The sequence below is a fragment of the Saccharothrix sp. CB00851 genome (genome assembly GCF_001905065.1).
In the GTDB taxonomy this organism is placed as follows: domain Bacteria; phylum Actinomycetota; class Actinomycetes; order Mycobacteriales; family Pseudonocardiaceae; genus Actinosynnema.
The window spans coordinates 38468-64033 of record NZ_LWLC01000027.1; the positions used below are offsets into that span (position 1 = coordinate 38468).

Annotated in this window: 20 protein-coding genes and 2 pseudogenes; 13 read left to right on the plus strand and 9 right to left on the minus strand. The window is 68.5% G+C overall.

The window, feature by feature from the left end; translation table 11 throughout:
- Nucleotides 1-90: 90 nt before the first annotated feature.
- From A6A25_RS25310 to A6A25_RS44240, 3 genes are all read right to left on the minus strand, one after another.
- Nucleotides 91-1296, minus strand: a complete 1206-nt coding sequence (locus tag A6A25_RS25310) for a NucA/NucB deoxyribonuclease domain-containing protein (RefSeq protein ID WP_158073814.1) — start codon at nucleotides 1294-1296, stop codon at nucleotides 91-93.
- A 70-nt stretch (nucleotides 1297-1366) separates the two neighbouring features.
- Complete coding sequence (locus A6A25_RS25315; RefSeq protein WP_143193396.1) at nucleotides 1367-2146, minus strand: FG-GAP repeat domain-containing protein; 780 nt, start codon at nucleotides 2144-2146, stop codon at nucleotides 1367-1369.
- A 444-nt stretch (nucleotides 2147-2590) separates the two neighbouring features.
- Complete coding sequence (locus A6A25_RS44240) at nucleotides 2591-3007, minus strand: peptidase inhibitor family I36 protein (RefSeq protein ID WP_158073815.1); 417 nt, start codon at nucleotides 3005-3007, stop codon at nucleotides 2591-2593.
- Nucleotides 3008-3277: 270 nt separating this feature from the next.
- On the opposite strand from A6A25_RS44240, the gene A6A25_RS25325 reads away from it, so the two are divergent.
- A complete protein-coding gene (locus A6A25_RS25325) occupies nucleotides 3278-6106 on the plus strand; it encodes an AfsR/SARP family transcriptional regulator (protein ID WP_073893976.1) in 2829 nt (942 codons plus the stop codon).
- Nucleotides 6107-7096: 990 nt separating this feature from the next.
- A pseudogene (locus A6A25_RS25340) lies at nucleotides 7097-7327 on the plus strand (transposase family protein); the annotation flags it as partial.
- Nucleotides 7328-7846: 519 nt separating this feature from the next.
- On the opposite strand, the gene A6A25_RS25345 reads toward A6A25_RS25340, so the two are convergent.
- Nucleotides 7847-8161, minus strand: coding sequence for a hypothetical protein (locus tag A6A25_RS25345; protein ID WP_143193397.1), 315 nt, complete (start codon nucleotides 8159-8161; stop codon nucleotides 7847-7849).
- 550 nt (nucleotides 8162-8711) lie between these two features.
- Between A6A25_RS25345 and A6A25_RS44890 the strand changes: the two genes are divergently transcribed.
- Complete coding sequence (locus tag A6A25_RS44890) at nucleotides 8712-8912, plus strand: hypothetical protein (RefSeq protein ID WP_083668655.1); 201 nt, start codon at nucleotides 8712-8714, stop codon at nucleotides 8910-8912.
- Between the two features lie 345 nt (nucleotides 8913-9257).
- On the opposite strand, the gene A6A25_RS25355 is transcribed toward A6A25_RS44890, so the two are convergent.
- Nucleotides 9258-10346, minus strand: coding sequence for a hypothetical protein (locus tag A6A25_RS25355; protein ID WP_073893981.1), 1089 nt, complete (start codon nucleotides 10344-10346; stop codon nucleotides 9258-9260).
- Nucleotides 10347-11258: 912 nt separating this feature from the next.
- Here A6A25_RS25355 and A6A25_RS25365 point away from each other — a divergent pair.
- Together A6A25_RS25365 and A6A25_RS25370 are read left to right on the plus strand one after the other, a co-directional pair.
- Nucleotides 11259-11603, plus strand: coding sequence for a DUF6247 family protein (locus A6A25_RS25365; RefSeq protein ID WP_241828905.1), 345 nt, complete (start codon nucleotides 11259-11261; stop codon nucleotides 11601-11603).
- Between the two features lie 24 nt (nucleotides 11604-11627).
- Complete coding sequence (locus tag A6A25_RS25370; protein WP_073893984.1) at nucleotides 11628-11912, plus strand: hypothetical protein; 285 nt, start codon at nucleotides 11628-11630, stop codon at nucleotides 11910-11912.
- A gap of 960 nt (nucleotides 11913-12872) precedes the next feature.
- Here A6A25_RS25370 and A6A25_RS25380 read toward each other — a convergent pair.
- Nucleotides 12873-13082, minus strand: a complete 210-nt coding sequence (locus tag A6A25_RS25380; protein ID WP_073893990.1) for a 4-oxalocrotonate tautomerase family protein — start codon at nucleotides 13080-13082, stop codon at nucleotides 12873-12875.
- A gap of 32 nt (nucleotides 13083-13114) precedes the next feature.
- The gene (locus A6A25_RS25385; protein ID WP_073894277.1) at nucleotides 13115-13864 is read right to left on the minus strand and encodes an SDR family oxidoreductase; all 750 of its coding nucleotides are present in this window, start codon (nucleotides 13862-13864) and stop codon (nucleotides 13115-13117) included.
- A 95-nt stretch (nucleotides 13865-13959) separates the two neighbouring features.
- On the opposite strand from A6A25_RS25385, the gene A6A25_RS25390 reads away from it, so the two are divergent.
- The 4 genes and pseudogenes from A6A25_RS25390 to A6A25_RS25405 all read left to right on the plus strand — a co-directional run bounded on the left by A6A25_RS25390 (nucleotide 13960) and on the right by A6A25_RS25405 (nucleotide 16616).
- Nucleotides 13960-14808, plus strand: coding sequence for a helix-turn-helix transcriptional regulator (locus A6A25_RS25390; RefSeq protein ID WP_073894279.1), 849 nt, complete (start codon nucleotides 13960-13962; stop codon nucleotides 14806-14808).
- 72 nt (nucleotides 14809-14880) lie between these two features.
- Nucleotides 14881-14979: pseudogene (locus A6A25_RS25395) on the plus strand (ATP-binding cassette domain-containing protein); the annotation flags it as partial.
- Between the two features lie 77 nt (nucleotides 14980-15056).
- Nucleotides 15057-15794, plus strand: coding sequence for a hypothetical protein (locus A6A25_RS25400; protein ID WP_073893993.1), 738 nt, complete (start codon nucleotides 15057-15059; stop codon nucleotides 15792-15794).
- A 189-nt stretch (nucleotides 15795-15983) separates the two neighbouring features.
- Nucleotides 15984-16616 (plus strand): hypothetical protein, encoded by a 633-nt coding sequence (locus tag A6A25_RS25405; RefSeq protein WP_143193399.1) that lies wholly within the window; start codon nucleotides 15984-15986, stop codon nucleotides 16614-16616.
- Here A6A25_RS25405 and A6A25_RS25410 read toward each other — a convergent pair.
- Nucleotides 16594-16905 carry a transposase gene (locus A6A25_RS25410; protein ID WP_073893999.1) on the minus strand — a complete coding sequence of 104 codons (312 nt, stop codon included), beginning with the start codon at nucleotides 16903-16905 and terminating at the stop codon, nucleotides 16594-16596. The two genes, A6A25_RS25405 and A6A25_RS25410, sit on opposite strands and share 23 nt — an antisense overlap.
- 96 nt (nucleotides 16906-17001) lie before the next feature.
- On the opposite strand from A6A25_RS25410, the gene A6A25_RS25415 reads away from it, so the two are divergent.
- The 4 genes from A6A25_RS25415 to A6A25_RS25435 all read left to right on the plus strand — a co-directional run bounded on the left by A6A25_RS25415 (nucleotide 17002) and on the right by A6A25_RS25435 (nucleotide 23101).
- Nucleotides 17002-17415 carry a hypothetical protein gene (locus A6A25_RS25415; protein ID WP_073894002.1) on the plus strand — a complete coding sequence of 138 codons (414 nt, stop codon included), beginning with the start codon at nucleotides 17002-17004 and terminating at the stop codon, nucleotides 17413-17415.
- 7 nt (nucleotides 17416-17422) lie between these two features.
- Entirely contained in the window at nucleotides 17423-18613 is a 1191-nt protein-coding gene (locus A6A25_RS25420) for a hypothetical protein (protein ID WP_073894005.1), read from the plus strand.
- Between the two features lie 1227 nt (nucleotides 18614-19840).
- Nucleotides 19841-22591 (plus strand): AfsR/SARP family transcriptional regulator, encoded by a 2751-nt coding sequence (locus tag A6A25_RS25430; protein WP_073894011.1) that lies wholly within the window; start codon nucleotides 19841-19843, stop codon nucleotides 22589-22591.
- A gap of 108 nt (nucleotides 22592-22699) precedes the next feature.
- The gene (locus A6A25_RS25435; RefSeq protein ID WP_143193400.1) at nucleotides 22700-23101 is read left to right on the plus strand and encodes a hypothetical protein; all 402 of its coding nucleotides are present in this window, start codon (nucleotides 22700-22702) and stop codon (nucleotides 23099-23101) included.
- A 122-nt stretch (nucleotides 23102-23223) separates the two neighbouring features.
- Here the strand turns inward: A6A25_RS25435 and A6A25_RS25440 are convergent, their stop codons facing one another.
- A complete protein-coding gene (locus A6A25_RS25440) occupies nucleotides 23224-25479 on the minus strand; it encodes an RCC1 domain-containing protein (protein WP_143193401.1) in 2256 nt (751 codons plus the stop codon).
- Between the last annotated feature and the right edge of the window lie 87 nt (nucleotides 25480-25566).

The window sequence follows — 25566 nt, forward strand, 5'->3', positions numbered from 1 at the left end:
CGAGAGCACGGCGACCGCCGCTGTACCTGCATCCGGCGAGACTTAAGCGGCCCGCCGGGAAGCGTAGAGGCGCACCCGGTGGGCCGCCTTTCATCGGATGATGACGTAGAAGGGGTCGCCGTCGAGGATGTGGTCTCTTGTCAGCCACGCACCGTAAATTTGCCCAGCCGTCTCGTTGTGCAGGGCGTTGATCGGCCGGACCGCGTAACTCAACGCGCTGTCCTCGTTGACTCTGGCGGCATTCTCGTAGGTAGAAGCGAATGGATACTCGTCACATTGTCTCAACTCGCCGTGCTCGTTGATGGTGTAATCGACTCCCCAGTATATCTGACAAGTGCGGCGGACTTTGTCGCGTGAGCCCTTCTGGTCGTTTTGGGTGTCGTACTTGCTGTAAAATCGACGTAATGGCTCCCCGCCTTGGACCCATCGTCCGGGCACCTTCTTTCCGGCGATTCCCGGCTTGGTCAAGGTGATGTCGACCTGGGCGTCCCTGATGAATCTGGCCGACTCGCCATAAGTTGGATCGTCGGCGTCGAGCGAAAGTGAGGAGATCACGTTCTCGAATACGCATTTGCTGCCGCTCACGTAATCGGCCTCGTCGCAGCGAATTTTCTCCGTCGGGCCGTGTTGTGTGGCTGGGACACCGGTCGGCGGGACAGCGGTGGTGATCAGTTTGAAGGTGAAGAAGCCCCTTTTTTCGGCGGCGTACTTGTCGGGCGGGACGGAAGTCGTCGTCAGATTCGCGGTGAACCACACGCCCGCTGGCCCCACCTGTTCCCACTGCCGCACCGACTTCTCCTCGAATGCCGGAGTCATCGAGCAGTCACTTTGCCTGGTCGGGTCGGAATTTTCGCAGGCGACCTGGAACGATAGGTAGGTGGTGTCCTTGTGGGTCGTGAGGAAATCGTGTGAGTGGATCAGTCGGACACCGAATGCGATCTTGTTGTCGCCATCCTGGGCCACCCCGATGAAGGTGCGGAGGTAGAAGCTGCTGCCGACGTACTTCAGTTGACCGTTTTCCAGCACGTAATACTCGACTTCGAGGTCCGTTCCGCGGCACACGTTGTACTTGTTCTTGAACCAGAATGGAGGCTCTGTTCCATCGTGCTTCCGGTCGCATTCGTCGAAGGTGACTGGGTCGGTACCCGTTGATTTGATCATGTCGGCCGTCGTCTCGACGATGTACTTGCGGTCCTCGTCCAGTGCGGACTGGGCGTCGACTAGAGTCGTCGACGTGGTAGGCGCACTGGTGCCGGTTGCGGCGGACAGTGTTAAGGTCAGGGCTCCTGCGAGCAACGCCGCTGTCAGTCTGCCAATTAGGTTCATGTCCTGGTCGCCTATTTCGTTGGTATGATGATCGGCTCGATCAGGTGATCGTGTCCATGTTTTGCCAGCCGTTGCCTATCTGGACCGGAGACCCGAGCGGTGGGGATGCGCCCCAGCCGCGGAACGGGTAATACATCAACGCTCCACCGGGTGTGGACTTCACTAGATCGTTCCCGCCATCACCGTTGACGTCGAACAAGAATATGCACAGAGTCGTTTCGCGGGTGAATTGACTGGTCGGCCACGTCCAGGTGCTGTTCAAGTCCCAGGTGTGCATACCGTTTACCTTTCCGGTGTGCCGGTGGGCGTTAGCGGGACTGGCGCCGTCAACGAGGATGTCGAGTAGGTCGGGGTTTTCTCGGCTCCACTCTGTGAGGAAGCTCCAATTGTTCGGCTCAAAGCCGTCGCCCTTGAAGAGGGCAGTTCGTGGACGGAACGTTGCTTTACCATTGAAGGTTCCGCTGTGCTCGTAGAAGTAGGCCGTCAGGTCATCGAAGTCGACGGCGAGAATGTCGTCGTGGCCGTCGGAGTCGATGTCAGCTATGAACATCCTTTCGTAGATGTTCCAGTTCGTGCCGACGACCACCGGTGTGAGCCAGGTGTTGATGCCGTTGAGCGCCCCGCTGTGTGGGTAGATCAGCCGGCAGGTGGTCTCGGCCAGCAGCGCGCGTGAGGCTGCCGTCGCCTGCCCACTGGTCGACGACGCTGCTGCGGTGCCAGGGTGCGTGTGGGTCGCAGAAGTAGGCCGGCATGCCGGTGCAGGCGGTGAAGGTCGCGTGAGCGGACATCCTCGCCGGTCCCGGGTGACGTTGTTGCGCATGGACTCGGGGAGCGTTTCATCTTGCGTGCCAGCAGATGGGCGACGCAGTCGGCCCTGCGGTGGTGGGCGACGTGGACGAGCATCACGAACCGGGTGGTGCGGCCACTGGGGATACCTGTCCGCAGTTCCCCCGGCGACCGCGCGTTCTTTCGTGGCACTGCTGCACCGACTCCGGCCGTCATGCTGACAGGCCCCGCCCGAAGCTGCCCGGGCCGTGTGGCTGCGCCACCGCTTGCCTGCCGCTCTGTAGCACTCACCGCAACGTATTGCGCACCGGAGGCTTGCGGCACGACTCCGGGTGGCGGTGGAAGGTTTCCGTCCATAGCCAGCTCGAGATAGAGAGTTCAAGGGGTGACGGCAGGGCCCCGATCCGCCTTCCTGGGCGCGGCGTAAGCCGGTCGTGGGCCGCCCGCGGGCGGCCCACGACCTTCGAGGCGGGTGTGATCAGTCCGGGAGTACGCAGTCCTTGTTGGCGGGTCGCGGCCTCAGCGACCTGATCGTGTTGTCCCACACGCCCGTGTCCGCCTCGAGGTTGCCGGACCACGCGCCGGGTTCGATCAGCAGGGCATCGCCCCGGAAGTCGGACCAGTGGTAGGCGCACCAGTCGACGTTCGTGCGGTTCCACACCGACGAAATCTGGTCGCCGAACACGAACCCGGCGATGGGGTTCATCAGGTTGGTCTGGGCGCGCTGGGTCTGGAACCAACGACCGAGTGCGTCGTTGTGCTCCCAGGCGCAGAACCAGCCGGCCGGGCAGTTGCCGAACCCGGAATCCGGCGCCTCCCGCTGGGTGACGGACGGGCCGGCTTGAGCAGCACCGGGCGTGGCGACCACGCTCGCCAGGACGAGCCCCACTGCCACGAAGACACTTTTCCACCAACGCACGATCTTCCACGACCTTTCGTCGAGAGTTCCGAATCCACTGCCGGGCGCCTCCCGCGACCGGCTCCAGGTCGGCCTGGACGACGATGACCGTCTCGCGCGCCGTCCCCACACCGTCACCGTCGCGTCACCACCGGCCGCTTGCAGCACCGCCCCGGTTCGTGACGAGGGGCCGAAACCCCTGGCTGGAGGGCCGTTTCCGACGCTATGCTCATGGCTGATTACCGCCGGTAAGGGGAGACCGGGAGCATGGAGTTCCGCGTACTCGGCACGCTCGAGGTCTGGGCGGACGGTCGGCGGGTGGTGGTACCGGGGGCACGTCGTCAGCGGGTTCTGGCCGGACTGCTGTCGGCGTCGAACACGGTGGTCGCGCTGTCCAGGCTCGCCCAGATGACCTGGGACGGCGAGCCGCCCGAGACCGCCGGCAAGCAGCTCCGCAACTCCGTGTCGGCACTGCGCGAACGCCTCGGCGACACCCGTCGGCAGCTCATCGTCACCGAGGAGCCCGGCTACCGGATCCGCGTCCAGGACGGGCAGCTCGACTCGCTCCGGTTCGCCGCAGGGGTCGCCGACGGCCGCCGCCTCGCCGCCGCGGGATCGCTGGACCGGGCCGTCGAGGCGGTGCGGGCGGCGCTGGGCTTGTGGCGCGGGCCTGCGTTCGACGGATTGGGCACCGCGGCGTTGACCCGGTCCGCCGCCCGCCTGGACGAGCTGCGGCTCAGCGCGCTGGAGCTGCGCGTGCGGTGGCAGCTGGAACTCGGCGAGCACCACGAGGTGGTGGACGACCTCACCGAGCTGGTGCACGACCACCCGCTACGCGAGGGGTTGCACGCGCAGCTGATGGTGGCGCTGGACCGTTGCGGTCGGCGAGCGGATGCCCTGACTGTGTTCCACCGCCTCCGGACGAGCCTGGCCGAAGAACTCGGGGTCGACCCGGGCGCCGACGCCCAGCGGGTGCACGAGCAGATCCTGCGCGGTGCACCTCGACCACCCGACCGGGCTGTCGTTGCCCCACCGCCCGTCCCGAGGTCGCCCTGGAGTGTCGCGCCACCGGTGCCGCGGCAGCTGCCGCAGTCGATCCGCGACTTCACCGGCCGCGCCGACCACCTGGCCGCGCTCGACGCCCTGATGCCACCGGCCGGCGGTCGGGCCGTGGTGATCTCCGCCCTGGACGGGTCGGGCGGCGTGGGCAAGACGACGCTCGCGGTGCACTGGGCGCACCGCGTCCAGGACGGGTTCCCGGACGGCACCCTGCACAGCAACCTGCGCGGCTACGGTCCCGGCAAACCCGCGAGCCCGGACGAGGTGCTCGACGACTTCCTGGTCGCGCTCGGCGTGCCCCCGGCGGCGGTGCCCGCCGGGACTGGCGCCCGCTCCGGGTTGTTCCGCACGCTGGCCGCGGGGCGCCGGATGTTGATCGTGCTGGACAACGCCAACAGCGCCGAACAAGTTCGGCCGCTGCTGCCCGGAGCGCCCGGCTGCATGGTACTGGTCACCAGCCGCGACAGCCTGACCGGCCTGGTGGTCACCGAGGCCGCGCACCGCCTCACCCTCGACGTGCTCTCGCCGACCGAGGCGTCGAGCCTGGTCGTCGGCATCATCGGTCCCGTCCGGGCTCGAGCCGAACCAGCCGCGGTGGAGACCCTCGTCCGGCTGTGCGCACGGCTCCCGCTGGCACTGCGGATCGCCGCCGGCCGCGCCGCCGCGCACGACCACGTCTCCGTGGCCGACATCGTCGGCGAGCTCACCGACGAGAACGCCAGGCTCGACGCGCTGAGCTGGGGCCGGGATCCGCACGCTGCGGTCCGCAACGTCCTCGACTGGTCCTACGACCAGTTGACCACGCCGCAGGCCCACCTGTTCCGACGCCTCGGTCTGCACCCCGGCCCGGACATCTCGACATCCGCGGCGGCGGCTCTGGCGGGCCTGCCGCCACCTCGAACCCGTCAACTGCTCAACGCGCTGGCCGACGCGCACCTCATCGAACCGGTGGCGCACGACCGGTACCGCTTTCACGACCTGCTCCGCACCTACGCGGACGAACTGACCCGCAAACACGACACGGAGCACGAACGCTACCGCGCCCTCGACGCACTGCTCACCTGGTACTCCCACACCGCCCACACCGCCGACCGCCGGCTCTACCCGACCAACACGCGCGTCGTGAGCAACCCCGACCAACCGCCTCACCCCCACCCCGTCGCCGACCGCGACCAGGCCTGGGCGTGGTTCACCGCCGAGCGGGCCAACCTGGTGGCCGCCGTGCACCACGCCGTCGACCGGAACCTGGACCAGCAGGCCGTGCGGCTCGTCGACGCCCTCGGATTCCTCGTGCTCATGGGCGGTTGGGAGGACCGCATCGCCACCGCCACCGCGGGCTTGACCGCGGCCCAGCGATCCGGCCGGACCGAACACGAGGCGAACGCCCTGCTCGCCCGTGGAGAAGCGCTGGCACACCTCCACCACCCCGACGCGGAGCCGGACCTCACCCGCGCCGCCGCACTCGCCCGCCGCACCGGCAACGTCCACATCCAGATCGCCGCCCGCACCGAACTCGGCCAACTGCTGCGCAGGCAAACCCGTCACGCCGAAGCCCTGCACCACCTCGAAGAGGCGTGCGCGCTGGGCCGCGGGTTCGACACCGGACGGTGGGAGGCGGTGGCGGAAGGCCTCATCGCGGAACTCCACGCGGACCTCGGCGACCACCAGCGGGCGATCGACCACGGACGACGCAGCGCACGGCTGCGTCACCGGCTCGGCGACACCGACGGTGAGGCGTGCGCGCTCGCCGCCATCGCCAAGGGCCTCCAGGGCCTCGGCGACCACGACGCGGCGATCGACCACTGCCGACGCGCCATCGCCCTCGGTCGAACCTCCCTCGGCAGCCACGAGGAAACTCTCGCCCACCCGCTCGCCATCCTCGCCACGTCGTTGAGCCACCTCGGCCGCACGGAGGAGGCCATCGCCTGCTGGCAGGAGGCCGCCACGATCTACACCGACCGAGGCCTCGACTTCGACGCTGCCACGATGCACCACCACATCCAGACGGCGCACGCACCCGAAACCAGGACCGAATAAGGCCGCCCACAGTCGGCGAGGCGCTGCGGTCCACCGTGCGGCGGGTGGGGCGGTCGCCTCGCGTGGAGCCACGTGGTCTGCTCGAGCCCGTAGGCGACGACGAACAGAAAGCTCAGCACGGGCACCACCGCCGACCCATAACGGTGCCGAATACGCGGTCTTACATCGTGCTGGCCGCTCCATGGTGACCTTGTGCTTGCCGAGAAAGTCGTCCGTGCAGGTCAGGCGGCGTGGTGGTACTCGTTGAGGATGCCGCCCAATTGCTGTCGTCGGCGGATGTCGAGTCGGGTGATCGTTACTTGATCGGTGACGGCTGGTGGAGGTCTCGAAGAAGTCGCAGGCCAGGAGTGCGCCGGCCTGTGAGCGGAGGAAGGCCGACCAGGTCGTCGTGGTGCGTTCGGGTGCCGGGTCGATCTCTGCGTCCTTGAGGATCTGCCAGACGGTGGAGGCTGCGACTTTGATGCCGAGTACGAGCAGTTCTCCGTGGATGCGGCGGTAGCCCCAGGTGGGGTTCTCCCGCGCCAGGCGCAGCACCAGGAATCGGATCGAGCGGATGGTCCGTGGTCGGCCGGGCCGCTTGGGACGGGCTCTGGCCGCGTGGCGGCGTGCGATGAGGCTGAGGTGCCATCACAGCACCGTCTCCGGACGCACCGGCAATCGGAGCCGACGAAGCGTGGCGGCCGGCAGTCAGTGTAGCAGTGCCGCGAGGAACGCTCGGTCGCCGGGAGAGAGCCGCAGACGGGCGTTACCCAGTTGGCGTTCCAGGATCGTGATTTGGTGCCCAGGATCTCCACGTCCTTGTCCCGATCGCTCATGGGTAACAGCCGTAGCAGCGCGAACGCGTTGGTCACGCTCAGGTAGGCCAGTCGGAGCGGCACAGCCGGTCATGATGCCGTGCTGGTCGACGTCACGGCAGATGACAGCCGTGCCCGCGAACGCTCGCCTCTCCTTGGGCTTCGTACGTCCTCTACCTGCATGGACGAGGTTATCGGCAGGTACAGCGCCGGCGGCCCGGTCCGCATTCCCTACCGAGGCAAGTGGCACCACCTGTCACCAGGGCAGCAGGCAGTCAACCGTTCCCACGCCCGCATCCGCGCCCTGGGCGAACGCGCCGTCTCCACCCTCAAGAACTGGCGGCTACTGCGCAGACTCCGCTGCTCCACCACCCACATCACCGACCTGACCAGAGCCGTCCTCACACTCCACCTCAACGCCGGATGAGGTTGGAAAAGGCTCAGTGTCCGGGTAGGGGTGGCCTGCCAAGACACGCCGCCGTCGTGCGGAACGCTCGTGCGTGGTCTTCGGTTGATCGTCTCGACAGTGGTGCGGTCGAGCAAATGCTTCCGCACCTTCGACAGCGACCAGGCGAAGATCAAGGTGATGGTCCGGGTGACGGGTGACGTCCAGACGATCAAACAGATCCGTTGCGCCTGAACGACCCGGACGCCTGCGAGCTGGTCGCCCATCCGGCTCCGCCATGACCGGTGCCGAAGGGCTTCACGGAAGATGTCGCGTGGTCGGGTGATCAGCACGTAGGCGGCCTGTGCGGATCCCGGCCGTCCCCCTTTTGGCGGCACCCCGCTGTCGGGCCCACGTGCGCGAGGCGCCCGACAGCACCTCCGGGAGCCGGGGGTCGCTCACACCGGCCGACTCAACACCAGTACCGCGGCGAGCACGGGAACCCGGGCGACCTAACTGGGATGCCTACAGATCGGCCGCTGCACCCAGAGTTTCGTCCGATCAGACATCCCGTTCGCAGTAGTATCCGGTGACGGCCGTCCCGGCGGCATGACCGTTCTGGCACCTGTAGTACCAGCGGGCATACTCGGGTTGGATGATGAACGAGTCCGGAAGGATGACGGGGCTCGTCCACTCACATCCGTCGGCCGTGACCGTGGGCAGATCCGAGTCGTCCACCTCGTCGCAGATGAAGACCTCGGGTTGGTCGGCGGTATGCGCCGATGCGGACAGCGGCGCGGCTACGGCCACGGCCAGCGTGGCACCCAGTACGGCGGCTCGGCGGGCGATCCGGCCAATCGGTAGACGTGTGGTCACTGTTCCTCATTGTTCATGGTGGCAAATGAGCGGCGCAGGCTCGGTCAGTCGCCGAACGCGCCTCCCTGAGCACAGCAAGCCCTCCGGGCATCCGCCACCTCCCGGGCGTGAGTCCCACTCGTTTGCATGACGGCAACCATTCGCCCGGGTAGGCGTCGTGTCGCTAAACATGACCGAGCGATACAACCGCGAATACGACCACCGCGGTGACGCCACCAGGGCATGGCTCGAACGACCACGGCCTCACCGATCACGACAACCGCGCGGCGATGATCGCCACCATGCGAGCGCCATAAGCACCACTGCCCCCGTGTCGAATGTGCACCTGGACGCGAGCGCATATTTCGATTGCACAGTGGGTGCTCGGCCCGCGCCCGTACCGCCCGACATCCTCGGCCTGGACGTCGTACCTTCATGTATGTCGCAGCGTCATGGACACCCATAAAGGAAGGCACCTCCGCCGCGCGCCGATAATCTGGGGTAGTAGGCGGGCGAGGAGGTCTCGGTGCGACCGCAGGACTGTCTCCGGGCGTACCAGTAGTCGGAGTCGATGAAGCGCTTGCGCCGGGAGTCGGTGCAGCAGGGCGGCGAGGAAGGCCCGGTCGGTGGGGGAGAACCGTGGGCGGGCGTCTCCGAGTTGGCGTTGCAGGACCGGGATTTGGTGGCGCAGCGCCAGGATCTCGGTGTCCTTGCCCGGTCGCTCATGGGCAGCAGGCGCAGCAAAGCGAACGAGTTGGACACACCGAGATAGGCCAGTCGGAGCAGCACGGTCGGTCATCATGCCGCGTCAGCCGAGGGCGCTGCGGACCTGCAGTCGCACTCACGAGCACCTCGGCCCCTCACGCTAGCACGGCTTCAACCTGCATGGATGGAGTTATCGGCAGGCACAACCCCATAGGTCGTGTTGTTTGGCCGGGAGGCAGTGCTGCGCTGCGTGACCCTGTCGGACGGCGCTAGCGCCCTCACGAGTGGTGTGAACGGCGAGTGATCTTCGGAGCGCTCGCCGTTTCTCGTGGACAGGCTGGGGGCGCGGTGAGTGTTCTTCAGGATTTACGTCGTTGTTCTGTTCCAGGGGTCCCAGCCTGCTGCCAGAAGTTCAGGCTTTGGACGCAGATCGCTGTGGCCGGCAGTCGATCGCGTAAGCGTTGATGACCTTGTGGAGGTCGGTCTTGCCGTCCATGGCCTCCCAGGCGGCGCTCTTCTCGTTCTCGTGGCACATGACCACGTAGCTGCCGAACTCCGCGCGCGCCGATTCCATGTACCGGGGTAGCTGGACGGTCAGGCCGTGCAAGATCTTCGCTTTGCTGGTGTCCTTCTTGAACTCGACCACGTGCACGGCGTCGCCGAGTGTCAACGTCAGGTCGGTCGGGCCGCGTCCGTGGTCGGCGTTGGGATGAATCTTGATTCCCAGGGCGGCGAACGACAGCTGGGCGAAGCAGCGGAACAACGCTTGATGCCTGGTCTCGTGCAACACCTCGCCGGAGGCGTCGTACAGCATCTTCCAAACGCCCTCGTTCTCGACCGCGGCCGTGAACCTCACGACGGTGTCGTGCACGGCGTACGCCAGCGTGAGCTCGTCAGACAAGTCGGCGATCCTGATGGGAGACACCAGGCGCGGCAGCAGGCTTGCCCGCCGCTCTGGCCCGAACGGGTCGCGGAAGGTCAAGAGATCGAGGTGTCGTGCGGTCCCGTGCAGGAAAGCGTACGGGTCGCGGAAGCCGGCGGCGACCAGGTCGAACGTAGTGGCGGACTTCCTCCGGCCGACGACGAAGGACGTGTCGTCGTTGTCCGCCATGTTCTCCAGTGCGCTCGACGTGATGACGCAGTCTCGGCGAATGGCCCCCTGGAGGGTGCCGCCACCGGGAAGGTGAAGAGTCGCGATGCTTTTCTGGGATCCTTTTCCGTAATGAGTGGTCCCGGAATGGACGAACCATCCACCGATCGGTGGTTCCTGCTCTGATATCTCGTCGAGGCCAAGGGTCTGGACGAGTGTCCCGACCAGCTCGCTGAGCAGGGCGCTTCGGCGTGTGTCGCGCAGCTCCGCCGTTGCTGTCGCTTCCCAGGTCGCGTCGAAGACCTGTGTGCTCAAAGGGGAGAGGAACTGTCTGAGGACATTAATCCTCGCGTAGTAGATCTGCATGCTGAATTCAGGGTCGTTCTTCGCGGGGATGTCGTTCCAGGCCACTGCGAGGCGTCCTTCCTGGGCGGTCTAAGCAGTCTGGCACGCCGAGGTGGTGAGTGGCTGGCAGATCGTCTTCCTCCTGTTCGGTGGCATGAAGATGCTGGACGTCACCGGGCCTGTCGAGGTGTTCGCCGAGACCAACCTGGTCATGCCGACTACCTGATCAGCTACGTCTCGGCATCCGGCGAGCCCGTCATGACCTCCGTGGGGGTTTTGTTGCCGATCGACGCCACGCCTGAGGACGTGGTGGACGCCGACACCGTGGCGGGCCGCCGGTGGAGATGTGCTGGTTCAGCGCGAGGTGCCTCGTGAGCTGGTGGCGGCTTTTCAGAGGCTGCGGTGTGGGTGCCAGAACTCTGCACTGAGGCGCTGAGCTGCGATTATCGCGCGCCAGGTGCGCAGGAGCATGATCGTGAGGCGTGGCGCTACGACTGCTCTGTCTGATCTCCGTCCGGGTCGTTGGCTGGTTGGTTCTGCTGGGGTCGGTCGTCGGCGGCCAAGGGCGTGGAGTTGCTGGTGCTGCGGCACGAGGTCGCCGTGCTGCGCCGGGCCAGCCCTTGCCCGCGGTTGGACTGGGCCGATCGTTGTGCTTGCCGAAGATTCCACCCATGCAGGTCAGATGGTTTTCATGCGGTTCGGCCTCCGGGTGCGGAGTCGGCATCCGCAGTCACCCTTGGCGGCGATCGACGCCGCGTCTCAGTCGAGTGTGCGGCCTGGAGAACGGCTTGCTGTGCGCAGCGCCGGCGCATCGGCACTGCGGCTGGCGTGTTCGCCTGCGAGGATCTCGGTGTACGGCACCTGGGTCGTGTCGGTGTCCCGAGCTCTGGTGGGGCGGTTGGATCTACCGTCCGTTATGTGAGTTCTCAGGCTGCCCGTTCGTCCGAGCATGACCGGCCTGTTGGCCAGGTGGCGGACGTGGATGGTTTGGAGTCGGCGCCCGAGTGGGTGGGTGATGGCAGGGCGGCTGCACTGTTCGGTTCGCCGGAGCTGATCCGTGCAGCGTTGCTGCCTGAGCATGCCGGCGAGTTCGATGCGGCTTTCGATGCCGCGTTGAGCGCGGCCAGGCGGACTCTGCGTCTGGACCAGTTGCGGTCGACCCTGCAGGTGTGGCGGCGGGTCGCGCTACTGACCCGCGAGGACCCGGAGGCGGTCCGTCGGCTGGTGGACATCACCGTCGCGGTCCGTGGTGCGGGTGCCTCCCGACCGGGCAGTGTGTCGTGGGACGAACTGCGGCGGAGTTGGGTCTGTAGTCGCCAGTAGTCCAGGCGGTGGTCGACGACCATCATGGCGTACAACCTCGACATCGATCCTGGCGCGCAGAAGCAGTTACGCGCGCTTCCGCCCGAGGCGCTCGTTGCGCTCGGTGAGGCGTTCGAGGTCCTGACCCTGGTGCCCGAGTGGGGCAGCCCGCTCGACCCGGACAATCCGGATGGCGGGCTGTTCCAGCTCACGGTCGGCCAAGGGCTCGGATTGATCACCTATCTGCCCTTGACCTCCCAGGGCCGGGTGGACGTGCTGCTGGTGACCTGGGTGTCCTTCGACCGCGACCACGGTTCCTGGTCCGATTAGAGGTTCGGGGTCTTGAGGAGCATGTGGGAGCGGGCGGTGGGAGCAAAATGGGAGCCGTCAGACGCGTGCAACACCGTCGTACCGCATTCGACGGCGCCCAATAGCCGCGTTTTTCCTGTGTTCATTCTATTTGTGCTGGTAGAGGCGTTATATCGGCTTCATTCACACCGAAGAGGTCACTGGTTCGATCCCAGTATCGCCCACAATGTGTTTTACCTGGTCAATGGCCTGCAGACGATCACCGTCCGCAGGCCATTGATCGTTTCGGGGAGCATCTGGGAGCAAACGATCTTGACCACAACCGTATGCACGAAGGTGGTCATGGGTTCGTGCTCCCGCGTTTGCTCCCAGCGGTGTTGGAGTCCGGCTCGCATGGCGTCGATCATGGGTTGGGTGACGTGGGAGTAGACGCCCATGACGCCGTGGAACTTGTGGCCGATCCGCTTGTGTTGAAGGACTTCGGGGACGCAGCCAGGTCTTGTGGGTGTGTCGCAGGTCGTGGTGCTCGTCGAGCAGGTCGGCCAGGAACTCGGGTAGGTGCACGGTGCGGACGCTGGCGGGGTCTTGGGCGGTCCGAGTGTGAGTTGCCGCCGACCTCGTGCAGGGCGCCGTCTTCGCCGTCGACGCGGATCTCGCGGTTGGCCGTGTCGACCCGTGACCATTGCAGCCCGGTCAGTTCACCCCAGCGCAGCCCGGTGTAGGCGGCGGCGACGATCAGGACGGCGTTGGCGGGGGACACATGGGTGGCCAGGCCGGCGATCTGGCCGGGGGTGGCGTGGGGCCGTTCGGGTTGATCGCCGGGATCCACGTTGGACGATCGACCGCAGATCCTCAACGGACTCCGATGTCGCGCCGTCGAACACCCCTGAACTCCGCAAAACCGAACGGGGACAAGCCGACGGCGGAAGGCCTGGCATCCGGTGGGACGTCGGGCCGTCCGCCGTCGTGCGCGGGGGCGTGTCAGGCGTTGCTGTTGAGCATCGCGGCGGTCAGGACGTTGCCTCCGACGCCCCAGCCGCCGTCCTCGACCTCGTCGACGAGCACGACCGTGGTCGGCCGGGCGCGCTCTCCGTAGATCTCGACGTACAGCTCGGTGGTTCGCTCGACGATCTTCTTCTTGTCCTCGGCGCTGATGGTGCCCGCAGGGACCTTGAAGTTGGCGAATGGCACAGGTGTTCTCCTCGTTGTCGTTCAGTGCGGTGTCAAACCAGGCCGCCGTTGGCGCGCAGGACCTGGCCGTTGACCCAGCGGCCCTCGGGACCGGTCAGGAAGGCGACGACGCCCGCGATGTCCTCCGGGGTGCCCAGTCGTTCCAGCGGCGGCGCCTTGGCCAGCGCCGCCACCTGTTCCTCGGTCTTGCCGTCCAGGAACAGCTCGGTGGCCGTCGGGCCGGGCGCGACCGTGTTGACGGTGATCCCGCGTCCGCGCAGCTCGCGGGCGAAGATCAGGGTGATCGCCTCGACAGCGGCCTTGCTCGCGACGTACGCGCCGTAGCCGGGGAACTGCGTGCCCACCACGGAGGTCGAGAAGCTGACGAAGGCGCCGCCCGTGCGCAGCCGTTGAGCGGCCTGCCGTGCGACGACGAAGGTGCCGCGGATGTTGACGCGGTGCAACCGGTCCAGCACGTCCAGGTCAAGCTCGGCGATGGGGGACAGGGCGAGGCGGCCCGCGGAGTTGACCACGACGTCAACGCCCCCGTACTCGGTCTCGGCTCGGTCGAACAGCTCCGCCACCGCGGTCTCGTCGGCCACGTCGGCGCGGACCGCGGTCGCGTTCCCACCGGCGGCGGTGATCGCGTGCACGGTCTCCGCCGCGGCGTTGTCGTCCCCGGCGTAGTTGACGACGACGGCAAGTCCGTCCGCGGCGAGCCTGCGAGCGACCGCCCGGCCGATGCCGCGCGAACCCCCGGTGACGATGGCGACCCGTCGGACAGTGGGGTCGGTGTTTGTCATGCCTTCACCGTGCAGGACCGTGCGGACCGGTGACAGGGGACGCCGTCCCATGTCTCCGTGGCCCGCTCCACTGCAGACTGGAGTACGTGAACTCGATGAAGTACGCCGAGCTGGGCGCCTTCCTCCGCTCGCGGCGTGAGCGCATCCGCCCCGAGGAGGTCGGACTGGTCTCCGGGCCGCGGCGGCGCGTGCCGGGACTGCGCCGCGAGGAGGTCGCCCACCTGACCGGGGCGTCAGTGGACTACTACAACGAGCTGGAACGCGGAGCCGGGTCGCAGCCGTCGGAACAGATGCTGGCGGCGCTGGCGCGTGCGTTGCGCCTGACCGCCGACGAGCGCGACCACCTCTACCACCTGGCCAACCGGCCGGTGCCGCGTGGCGGCGCGGGCTCGCACGTGCACCCCGGAATGCTCGACCTGCTCACCCGGCTGACCTCCACCCCCGCGCAGGTGATCACCGACCTGCACGTGACGCTCGTGCAGAACCCGCTCGCCATCGCGCTGCTCGGGGACCACTCCCGCTTCCGGGGCAAGGAAGCCAGCTTCGTGCACCGCTGGTTCACCGACCCCGAGGCGCGGCGGCTCTACCCCGAGGAGGACCACCCGGCCCAATCCAGGGCGTTCGCCGCCGACCTGCGGGCCGCCGCCGCACGCCGGGACGCCAAGGACACCGGGGCGAGCGCGCTCGTCGCCGGACTCCTCGACCGCTCCGCCGAGTTCGCCGGGCTGTGGGCCGAGCACGACGTGGCGTTCCGCCGCGACGACCGCAAGCGCATCGACCATCCCGTGCTCGGCCTGGTCGAGGTCAACTGCCTCACCTTGTTCAGCGAGGACGGTCGTCAGCGCCTGCTGTGGTTCACCCCCGCGCTGGGCACCGACAGCGTCGACAAACTAGAGCTGCTCGCCGTCATCGGCACCCAGGAGTTCACGCCGCACCCCGACTAGTTGTACTGCCCAGTGTGGTTGCGAACGGTCCGACACGTGGTCGGATGATCTTGGAATGAGGAACGGTCTCCGGACGACGTGACGACACGGTTCGGCCGGCGCACTTTCACGGCGATCATGGGGCCGTCGGGCTCCGGCAAGAGCACCCTGCTGCGGTGCGCGGCCCCGCTGCAGGCTCACCTGCGGTGAGCAGTGGTCGACCTCGCGAAAGCGGGATAGGGCCCTTTTCGCGTTAAGGTGGCGGTCCGATGGAACTCACCGGCTGCTCCTACTGCTACACCGCCGACGAGTTGGAGGTGCTGGCGGGTGATCCCGCCCTGGCGCCGGACGACCTCGTCGGCGAGTTCGCGCGGGAGCCGTCCGACCACTGGGAGCTCGAGGAGTGGCGGTGGCTGTGGCGGCGGTACGCGCACCGCGTCATCGCGATGGTCGGCGCGCAAGCCGTTGACGTCGGCCTCACGCTCCAGAGTCTGGGGCGGCACTCCGCCGACCTGTCGTCGTGGCCGGACGACGAGCGGCGTGCCGTGGACGACGCCCTGGGATCCGTGCTGGCCTATGCCCTTGGCCGGTGGTCCACGTACGACCTCGTCCAGCTACTCGGCGGGTTGGCCTGCGTGTACGACGACCTGCGCCCGTGGTTGGCACGGCTCGACGGGCCGGCGGGCGAGGTGGGGGTCGTGCACCTGGCGCTGCGCTGGACCACGGACCTGCTGTGGGAGGACCACGACTGGTTCACGTGGTGGTTCACCGACGACCCCGTGACGCCCGTGCGGGAGTGGGTGGACGGGGCCAGGCCGCGGGTCGAGCGGTTCGCCGCCGCGAACCCCGGCTGCAAGACGGCGCGGGACGCGCTGATCGCCTACGACCACCTGGACCAGGGCCTGCCGAACCCTTGGTCCTACCCCGGCGCCGGCTGGGACCGTTGGCAGCGGATGGGGTTGCCGGGCAGCTACGGCTGGCTGACGCCGAGCACGGGTTCCGGATAATCGCGCACGCCTGGCCGCTCGGTGTGCCCGCCGCCGCGGGCAACAGCCTGGATCGAACTGCCGGCGGGCGGCACCCCGACAGGCCGACGAAGTCGGACCCGCGGAAGACCTTCCTCTCGCCGAGATCGCCGGACATGGTGACCACCCGTACAGCGGCCTGTGTCGGTGAGGGACGAGAGGATTTCTCAGATGTCGAACCTGAAGAAGGAGGTGCTGGCCGCGTGCACCGCGGGGTTGCGCGAACTGGGCTTCACCAAGCAGGACGGGAAGCTGATCCTGGATCGTGGGGATGGGGCCAGTGGCTGGCTCGGGTTGAACCTGGCCACCTTTGCCTTGCCGGCGTCGCTCATGGTGAACCCCGTCGTCGGTGTGCGGTTCGCATCGGTCGAGGACATCATGCTCACCATCCGTGACGACATTCCGCGGACTCCGATGCCAGTCGTCTCCAGGCCGCTCGGCTACCTGATGCCGGAGCGGACCTTCCGCACGTGGGAGTTTCAGCGGGACGGCAATATCGAGCAGGTCGCCGCCTCACTGGTCAGCGCAGTCAAGCAGTACGGTATCCCCTACATCGACACATACGCCGACTGGCGGGTGTTCTGCCACTCGGTGGAGTTGCCGGGCTTTCTCCTACCGCATGAGAAGGCGAAGGTAATTCCCGTCGTACCGGCACTGAACAAGCAACTTGATGAGGCTCGCGAGGTGGTCAGAACCGAGTTGACCGCTGTCGCGGACTCTGATGGCGTATATGCCCAATCCTATCGCGACTTCGCCGAAAAATTGTTCTCTTGCGACCTCTTCACGAAGGGCAAAGAGGCGTGAAGCCCGTTCCCCAGCTGGTTACCCGTCTGATCTCCACGTCGAAGGCCGTGAAGGGCACGAACTCGGTCGAGGTGTTGTCCCGGAGCCGGACGATCGCCGGGTAACGGCAGCCCAGGCGTCGGCGAGCTCCGCGAACCGGTCTTTGGTCACGGCCTCGGTCGATGCGGTGTGGATGGTTGGGGGCCTTGGCGATGACGTCCCAGTGCTGTCGGCGAGCGTAGTGGAAGCTGTTGCGCAGCAGGTGCACGATGCAGGTCTGCACCATCGTGTACGGCCAGAGCGTGCTCACCGCGTCGGAGGCGGCGGCGTATCGACGTGCAGGCTGGCGCTGTGATCGGGTCGTGTTGACGTGATTTGTCGGGCTTGATGGGTTGACGTGGCTGCGGTGGAACAGCTGGGGGCAAACAGGGAGCTGTCGAACGCGTTCAACGGTGTCGAACTGCATTCAACGGCTCCCGATAGTCGCGTTATTGCTGCGCTAGTTCTATTTTTGCTCGAGCTGTCCTCGCCGCACGGGGCGCACGCGAACCTGGCGGACTTCCGCGCGGCGTTGAGCCACTGCGCCGCGGCGCCGGACGACGTCGAGACGGGGCTGGCCATCGTCCACGACATGATGTGCCTGCGAGGGCTCCTTCCAGCCCAGCTGCTCGACGAGCTCGGCGACCGGCTGGAACAGATGCTCGAACTGGCGTCGCTGACACCGGGACCGCGGCACGTCGAGGCCACGGCGCTGCTGGGGGTGGATCAGGCTCTGGCAGGGCAGGTCGGACCAGGCGGAGATTCGGCTGCGGCGTTGTGAGGAGCTGGTGGTCGCGACGGACACCGAGGTCGCGCCGCTCCTGTTCTTGGAGGGCGCTTGCGCCTTCGCCCAGGGAGGACGCCGGGACGCCGTCGCGTTGCTGGGCGAAGCGGTGGAGCTGAGCGGTGCGGCCGGTACCGCGTTCGATGGCGACCGTGCTGTGTTCCCACTGGTGCACGCGCTCGCCGTCGGGTTCTGCGAGGACGAGCGGAGCGGCATCGCCGTGACCGAGCGGTACCTGGTCGACGCCCGGGTGCGCCGGCTGCCTTGGGCGAGTAGTTGGGCGCTGTGGGCACGGGGGCTCGTGCCGCTGGTGCACGGCAGGCTCGAGGACGCGGTGCCCTGGTTCCAGGAGGCGGTGAGGGCCCAGGACGGCATCGACGAGCCCTGGATGGGTGCGCGGGGCATCGAGGCGTTGGCGTGGGCACTGGCGGCGGTCGGTGCGGCCGAGCACGACGAGTCGTCGGCCGTGACCGCGGCAACGTTGCTCGGTGGTGTGATCGCCGTCGAGCGGACCACCGGTGCGGCGTTCGCGGACTGGCTCCCCTTCCGGCGGGAGCGCGCGAAAACCCGCGACGCCGTGGTCGCCGTGATCGGGGAGCGAGCCGGTGAACAGGCCGGTGCGCGTGGCGCCTCCCTGTCCTCGGCGCAGCTCCGCGCACTGGCGCTGGATCCGCGGATCGCGCCCGCCGGCGACAGTTCGCCCACGGGCTGCGAGGAGGCACCGGTGAGCGGTGCGCGCACCACCTTGCCGTCGCTGAGCTCCCGGCACAGCCAGGTGGCGCTCCTGGTAGCCGTTTGTTGTCAGGGTGGAACGGATTGCTCAAGCCGCCGTGATGCGGACGAACTTCTTCCCTCGCACGACCACTTCAATGTGTTCGACCTGGCCGAACCCGGCGTCGTGGAACAGGTGCACGAGATCCGCGCGCCGGTACTGGGCGTTGCGCTGCTGCCGTTCGGCGAACTCGGCGACCTGATCGGCGAGTTCCGCCACCGGGAGAGTCGAGACGGTCGGCCACCACGTCGGGCTGCCGGTTGCCACCCCGCGCCAACGCTCGACGGTCTGCTGCCGAGCGGCCCGCTGCTCCGCTCCCTCGTCGTGGATGCGGACGGTGGTGATCGCCATCCCGCCCGGGCGGAGGAGGCCTCGCCAGGATGCGAGCAGGCTCACCAGGTCCGGTGGTGGAAAGCGGGGTAGGAACGAGTCGCTGACGATCATGTCGTAGCCCTCGGGCGAGCGATGGGCGACGGCGTCCTCGCACAGCGTCCGGGGCAGCCGCAGACCGCTGCCCGCCGCGTACCACTCCGTGGCCGCGAGCGGCGTCGGGCAGAGGTCCAACACCGTGGCGTCCAGCAGGTCCCCGAGCGCGGCCGCACCGTGGGCGTACATCGAGTAGTCCGCGCACCCGCTGATCAGTACAGCGCTGGGCTTCCCGGCCGAATGCGACCGCATCGCTTCGACGAAGAAGTCGCTGTGCCAACCCGGATTCGACACCAGATCGAGAATACGCAGGTACTGCCACGTGCCGTGGTACCAGGAGCAATCCGCCCCGGCTACCGAGTTGCAGGTCCACCGTGAGAAGGCGCGCAGCAGGTCGCAGGTGTGCGCTACTGGTTCGATTAGCATTTCATCTCACTTCGACATGGGCTGATGTGCCACCCTACCTGTGTTCCATTGCCCCAATGCCCGGGGTGACACCGCCGAGTGCGCCTTAACGATATGAAGGGCGCGGGGTGTGCACAACCAGGGTTGGTGGGGTGAACAGTCGCATCAACGGTGGATCGCAGGTGGCGGGCCATCGTTGTCATAATTCTTGCCCGCCTCTACGCTGCGCTCTTCGCAGGCGGTCCCGGGGCAGTTCATCGCCGTGCCTTGGCGGCACTGAAGCCGCCGAATCCTGCTCGTTCTTGCGGGGACACGACCACCATCAGCGAGGAGACCGAGGCCAAGTGTCGAGATCCGTTGGTACGATCCGACTGTCGAGCGCGATCATGGCGCATCCCGACCGCGCCGCGCGGGTTCGCGTGCTCGCCGACGAGTTGGCTGGCTTCGCGCCCCGGGTCTCATCAGCCATCGCCCTGACCGGGCCAGGAGGGCAGCTGATCAGGCCGGAGTCGCCTTCCTACCTGCGCCGAGGGCCGATCGCCTAATTCGCCCGGACGACGCGTCCACGGGGTGGCGAGTTGGCTCGTTGCGGGAAGTCGATCGCCTCATCATCACGTGACCTGGCTGCCGTGGAGCGGCAGGTCTCGACGCTCACCACCGAGCTGGGACTGACCCGGGTGAGCGACCTCGAACGCCGCGACCTCAACCGCCGGGTCTGAACGCGCGAGCGGCGCATTGTCGTACGGCGATCTGGGGAAGTTCTGGGATGCCCCTTGTCCGTGGCTCTCGAGGGCGCTACGCCTGTGGGAGGGGGTGCGGATGTCGGTGGAGTTCCAGTTGCTCGGTGAGGTTCGCGCGTGGGTGGGTGGGGTGGAGGTCGGATTGGGGCACGCGCGGCAGAGGTGTGTGTTGGCGGCGCTGTTGGCGGAGCCCAACCGGCGGCAGGGGTTGGACGTCCTGGTGGACCGGGTTTGGGGCGATCGGCCGCCTCGGCAGGCTCGGAGCACGTTGTACGGGTACCTGTACCGGTTGCGGCAGGCGTTCGCGGACGTGACCGGTGTGGTGATCGACCGCACGCAGGCCGGTTACGTGCTGCCGGTGGACGAGGACGTGGTGGACCTGCACCGGTTCCGCGGGCTGCTCAGGCGGTCGCGGGGTGAGGAGGACCGGGTCGCGCGCGCATCGGTGGAGGAGGCGCTGGGGTTGTGGCGCGGTCCGGCGTTGAGCGGGCTGGGAGGTGCTTGGGCGGAGGCGGTGCGGCGGGGGTTGGCGCAGGAACGTTGGCAGGCCGTGCTGCACCGCAACGACGTCGTGCTGCGCCTGGGGCGTCACGGCGAGGTGCTGGCGGAGCTGTCGGCGATGGCGGAGGAGAACCCGCTCGACGAACGGCTCGCGGGCCAGCTGATCGTGGCGCTGCACCGGTCGGGTCGGCAGGCGGACGCGTTGCACCACTACCAGGTGGTTCGTCGGCGGTTGGCCGAGGAGTTGGGCGCCGATCCGGGACCGGACCTGCGTGAACTCCACCAACTGGTGCTCGCGGGTGAGGTGTCGGTGCGCGAGGAGCGAGCGGTCGCCGCGCCCACGCCGCGCGAGCTGCCGGCGGTGCCGAGGCTGTTCGTGGGGCGTGCGGACCAGCTCGCCCGGATCGACAAGGCGTTGGCGCCGTCCGGCGGCGCGTCGCCGATGTCGGCCGTGGTGGGACCGGCGGGCTCGGGGAAGACGTCGCTGGCGCTGCACTGGGCGCACCGCGCGGTCGAGAGGTTTCCCGACGGGCAGCTGCACGCCGACCTGCGCGGGTTCGACCCGACCGGACCGCCGGTGTCCCCGTCGGTGGTGATGGGCCGGTTCCTGACCGCGTTGGGCGTGCCCGCGGCGTCGGTCCCGACCGAGGTGGAGGCGCAGACGGCGCTGTACCGCAGCGTGGTGGCCGGGCGCCGGCTGCTCGTCGTGCTCGACAACGCTCGTGACACCGACCAGGTCCTCCCGCTGCTGCCCGGCAGCGGGACCTGCGCCGTGCTGATCACCAGTCGACACCGGCTGATCGGGCTGGCGGCCACGCACGGCATGCCGACGGTGGAGTTGGACGTGCTGTCCGACGCCGAGGCGCGGGAACTGCTGGCCGGGCACGTCGGCGCGCAGCGGATGCACGAGGAGCCCGATGCCGTCGCGGCGCTGCTGGAGTGGTGCGCGGGACTGCCGCTGGCCGTGGCCGTCATCGGCGCCCGCGCCGCGGCGTACCCGGACTTCCCGCTCGACGCGCTGGTGGCGGAGCTGCACGAGGCCGACGGCTTGGACCTGCCCGGTGCCACCGAGTTGAGCGCGAGCCTGCGCGCCGTGTTCGCCGCTTCCTACCGGGTGCTGCCACCGCCGGTCGCGAGGGCGTTCGCGTTGCTGGGCGCGGCGCCCGGTCCGGACACCTCGTCGGCCGCGGCGGCCGAACTCCTGGGCGAGTCGACACCGCGGGCGCGTCAGCTGCTGGGGCACTTGGAGAACTGGCACCTCGTGCGGCAGCACGTGCCGGGGCGGTATCGGATGCACGACCTGGTCCGGCTCTACGCCGCCGAACGGGCGCGTGACGACCACCGGGCGGAGCTGGAGGCGGGGTTGCGCCGGGTCGTCCTGCACTACGCTCGGACCGGGCTGGCCGCCGAGGGTGTGCTGTACCCGTACGAGGACCCGTCGGCGTTGGGGGAGTCGGTGCCCGCGGATCCCGGGTTCGCCGGTGAGGCGGACGCGTTGACGTGGTTGGCGTCGGAGTACGGGTGCCTGTCGGCGGCACAGGAGTTGGCCGCGCGTCACGGATGGGGTGCGGTCGTCTGGCAGCTGGCTTGGTCGCTGGACACCTTCCAGCGGCGCCAAGGTCTCATCGACGACCAGTTGGCCGTGTGGCGGGTTGCGATGGAGGCCGCCGAGCGCGCGGACGACGACGCTGCCCGTGCCCTGACGTCGTGGAGGTTCGGGTCGGCACTGGCCCGCGGTGCCGACCTCGCCGGGGCGTCACGGCACCTCCACCGGGCGCTGGAGCTCAGCCGTGCGGCAGGCGACCCGTCCGGGCGGGCCAGCGCGCACCAGTCCCTTGCCTGGGTGCACGAGCAGCGCGGTGACGACAAGTCCGCGTTGGACCACGCGACGCGCGCGTTGACGATCCTGCGCACGCTCGGCGTCGAGATGCGTGAGGCGCATGCCCTCAACCAAGCCGGGTGGTACGCGGCGAAGCTGCACGACCTGCCGCTGGCACGTGCGCATTGCGGAGCGGCGCTCGACCTCGCCCGTCGCCACGGTGACCTCGACGCCCAGGCGCGCACGCGGGACAGCCTGGGCTACATCGCCCACCTGGCCGGCGATCACGACGAAGCCATCACGCACTACGAGCAGGCGCTGGCCGGTTTCCACGAAGTCGGAGCCCTCTACGACTACGCCGACACCCTCGAACGCCTCGCCGACACCCACACGGCCGCCGGTCACCACGACCGCGCCACCGCCGCACTCCGCCGTGCCGTTTCACTCTTCCTCTCCCAACACCGGATACCCGACGCCCACCGCGTCGCCGCCCGTCTCGAGGACGCATGACCAGGCGTGCGTCCCAGATCCGCCCGAGCTTTCCCCCACAACCGCCGGTCAACCTGGTGTCAGTCGCGGCCGACGGGTCGCGGCAACAGGGAACAGGGGGAGCAAGACATGCGAAAAGTGCTGTTCGGGGTCGTCCCGGTCATCGCCGCGTTGCTGCTCGCGATGGTGACCACACCCGCCCAGGCGGCGGAGAACCCGTTGTCCACCACCGGGGCCCGGGGGCTCGTGAACTTCTACTCCGGCGAGGTCGAGGTGTGCGACACGAGGGGGGACGGCAGACGAGCCGTGGCGCTGGCCGTCAACGTGACGCAGGGCAGGATCCTCGGGTACCCGGTGGACAAGAACGGCGCCAACGGCTGCACTCCGCAGAAGAACACGGGCTACGGTGCGGACTTCGACCCGTTCTGGCACACGCCCAACCGAGGTGACGAGATCCACTTGGAGGTGTGGATCCAGGACGGCGCGAACGGGGCCCAGGAAGACCTCGCCTCGACCACGCTGTACTACTGAACCGCGTCATGACGGGCCCGGGCCGGCACCGACGTGGCCGGCTCGGCCCGCCTGGCGTGCAGGTAGACATGGCCGGCGTCGGTGAGGCCGCTGCCCCAGTTCTTGGGGACGAGCGCAAGGCCTCAGCCGAGGAGGGCGTAGGCGCCCGACCCGGTGGTACCGACCCTGGCGACCACGGGGAGGCCGGAGATCCGCTGCGGTGAGGACGCGGAGGACGAGGAGCCCGGCCCGAGTTGGCGCCAGACGTTCACGCCCCAGCCCCACAGGCTGCCGTCCGCGCGCACCGCGTAGGCGTTGCCGCCCGCACCGACGATCTCCTTGACCTCGGTCAGCCCGAGGACCGGCTGCGGCTGGGTCACGTAGCGGCTGCCGATGTTGCCGACACCGGCGGCGCCGCTGTCGTGCGAGCCCCAGGCGAGGACGGTCCGGTCGGGCAGCACGGCGTACCCGGTCGCGTACGACGCCGCCACCGAGACGACGCCGGTCAGCGCCGGCACCTGAGCGGGGGTACCGCTCATGCCGGTGGTCGTGCCGTTGCCGAACTGCGCTTCGGAGTTGCTGCCCCACGTCCACACGGTCCCGTCCGAGCGCAACGCGTACCGGGAGTTGGCCGCCGCGGCGATCTCGACGACGTCGGTCAGGCCGACCACCCGTGCCGGGGTCGGCGAGGAGCCACCGATCGTGCCGTTGCCGAGGTCGGCGTAGATGTTCTCGCCCCACGACCACAACGTCCCGTCCGAGCGCAGTGCGTACGCGGTGCCCTGGGACGTGGCGATGGCGATCACGTCGTCCACGCCCTCGATCCGGGTCGGCACGTCGACCACGCGGTCCGTCGTGACGGGTCCGACCTGCCCGCTGTAGTTGGCACCCCAACCCCACACCGTGCCGTCGGAGCGCAACGCGTAGCCGTTGGTGCGCGACGACGCGAGCGCCGTGACGTCGGACAGGCCCCTGACCCGGACCGGCACCGGTGCGAACCCGCCGAGCCCGTGCCACCCGGCGCCGAGTTGGCCGTCCTCGTTCTCGCCCCACGCCCACACCGTGCCGTCGGCCTTCAACGCGTAGCGACCGACGACCGCGGTCACGCCGGACAGACCCGACACCGGCCGGGGTTCGGGTTCGCCGTAGTAGGAACCGACCTGGCCCGAACCGCCACCCGAGCCCAGCATCCCGTTGTTGCTCTGGCCCCACGCGTGCACGCAGCCGGCCGTCGCGCAGGTGCTCGGCACGGGCGCGAAGTAACCGCTCAGGTCGACGACGAGGTGCACGCTGCCCGCACCGGGCCTGAGCACGAGCGAACCCTGCATGCCGGACATGACCGCCGCCAGGTTCGGCACGGTCGCGCCCGGCGTGACGTTGAGCGCCGACGACGCGGCGACGTTGGAGCCGCTGCCCGGCACCACGCTGACGTGGGTGGCTGCGGTCGCCTCCGTCGCCGTCACGTTGAGCAGCACCGCGGACGTGCTCACCGGCATGACGTCCTCCCGCAGGAACAGCGACAACGGGCTGTCCGGCCGGGCGGGCGCCGAGGTCCGGGTGTCCGCGACCCGCACCGGGTCGATCGGGTGGAACGCGATGCCCTCGCCCGGCACGTAGAAGCCCGCGACGTCGGCGATCAGGTCGAGCGTGCCCAGCCGGTGGTAGAGGTCGACGGTGCGGTCCGCGCCCAGCGCGACGGTCACCAGGTTGGCCCTCGTGTCACCGGGCACCAGGTTGAGGTTCGACGCGGTCGGGCGCGGTGCGCCGTGCGGCCACGCCGTGACGTAGGTGTCGGCGGTGACGTTGGTGGCGGTCAGGTTGAACGTCACGGCGCTCGCCCCGGGCGGGATGACGTCGGTGAGGTTCATCGGCAGCGAGCCGTCGGGGTTCCGGGGGGCGACGCCGGTGCCCACCCGGGTGTCCAGCACCCGGGTGGGCGGCAGCGGCTGGTACAGCGAGCCCGCGCCCGGCGCGTAATGGCCGGCCAGGTCCGCCAGGAGGTGCACGGTGCCCGCGTTGTTGTACAGGCTCACCTTGCGGCTCGCGCCCAACTTCACGGTGACCAGGTTCGGCCGCGTCTCGCCCGCGACGAGGTTGAGGTTGGACGCGGTCGGGCGCGGCGCGTCGGTCGGCCACACCGTCACGTACGTGCTCGCCGTCGGCTCCGTCGCGGTCACGTTCAGCACCACGGCCGTGGCGCCCGCGGGCGTGCGGGAGGACAGGTCGAGCACCACGCTCTGCCCCGCGCCCACCGCGGCACCCGTGCGGGTGTCCAGCACCCGCACCGGCGTCACCGGCGTGTAGGCGGACGCGACCGGGTTCGCGGCGGCGACGGCGGAGGGCACCGCCACGATCGACGAGACGATCAGCGCAGCGGCCAGCAGCACGCTTCGCACCATGGTGGTTCCCCCCAGTGTCACGGCGAATTCGCCCGGAGCCTACCTCCCGGCACGGCGTCCGAGGGTCGGTTTCGCCTCAGCCGCGCG

Bases quoted from the DNA above. Each gene is read 5' to 3' on its own strand.
- A6A25_RS44890 (WP_083668655.1), top strand. From the start codon at position 8,712: ATGAAGCGCTTGCGCCGGGAGTCGGTGCAGCAGGGCGGCGAGGAAGGC.
- A6A25_RS25440 (WP_143193401.1), bottom strand. From the start codon at position 25,479: ATGGTGCGAAGCGTGCTGCTGGCCGCTGCGCTGATCGTCTCGTCGATC.
- A6A25_RS25325 (WP_073893976.1), top strand. From the start codon at position 3,278: ATGGAGTTCCGCGTACTCGGCACGCTCGAGGTCTGGGCGGACGGTCGG.
- A6A25_RS25315 (WP_143193396.1), bottom strand. From the start codon at position 2,146: ATGCGCAACAACGTCACCCGGGACCGGCGAGGATGTCCGCTCACGCGA.
- A6A25_RS25435 (WP_143193400.1), top strand. From the start codon at position 22,700: ATGCGAAAAGTGCTGTTCGGGGTCGTCCCGGTCATCGCCGCGTTGCTG.
- A6A25_RS25405 (WP_143193399.1), top strand. From the start codon at position 15,984: ATGTCGAACCTGAAGAAGGAGGTGCTGGCCGCGTGCACCGCGGGGTTG.
- A6A25_RS25400 (WP_073893993.1), top strand. From the start codon at position 15,057: ATGGAACTCACCGGCTGCTCCTACTGCTACACCGCCGACGAGTTGGAG.
- A6A25_RS25430 (WP_073894011.1), top strand. From the start codon at position 19,841: ATGTCGGTGGAGTTCCAGTTGCTCGGTGAGGTTCGCGCGTGGGTGGGT.
- A6A25_RS25385 (WP_073894277.1), bottom strand. From the start codon at position 13,864: ATGACAAACACCGACCCCACTGTCCGACGGGTCGCCATCGTCACCGGG.
- A6A25_RS25390 (WP_073894279.1), top strand. From the start codon at position 13,960: ATGAAGTACGCCGAGCTGGGCGCCTTCCTCCGCTCGCGGCGTGAGCGC.
- A6A25_RS25370 (WP_073893984.1), top strand. From the start codon at position 11,628: ATGGCGTACAACCTCGACATCGATCCTGGCGCGCAGAAGCAGTTACGC.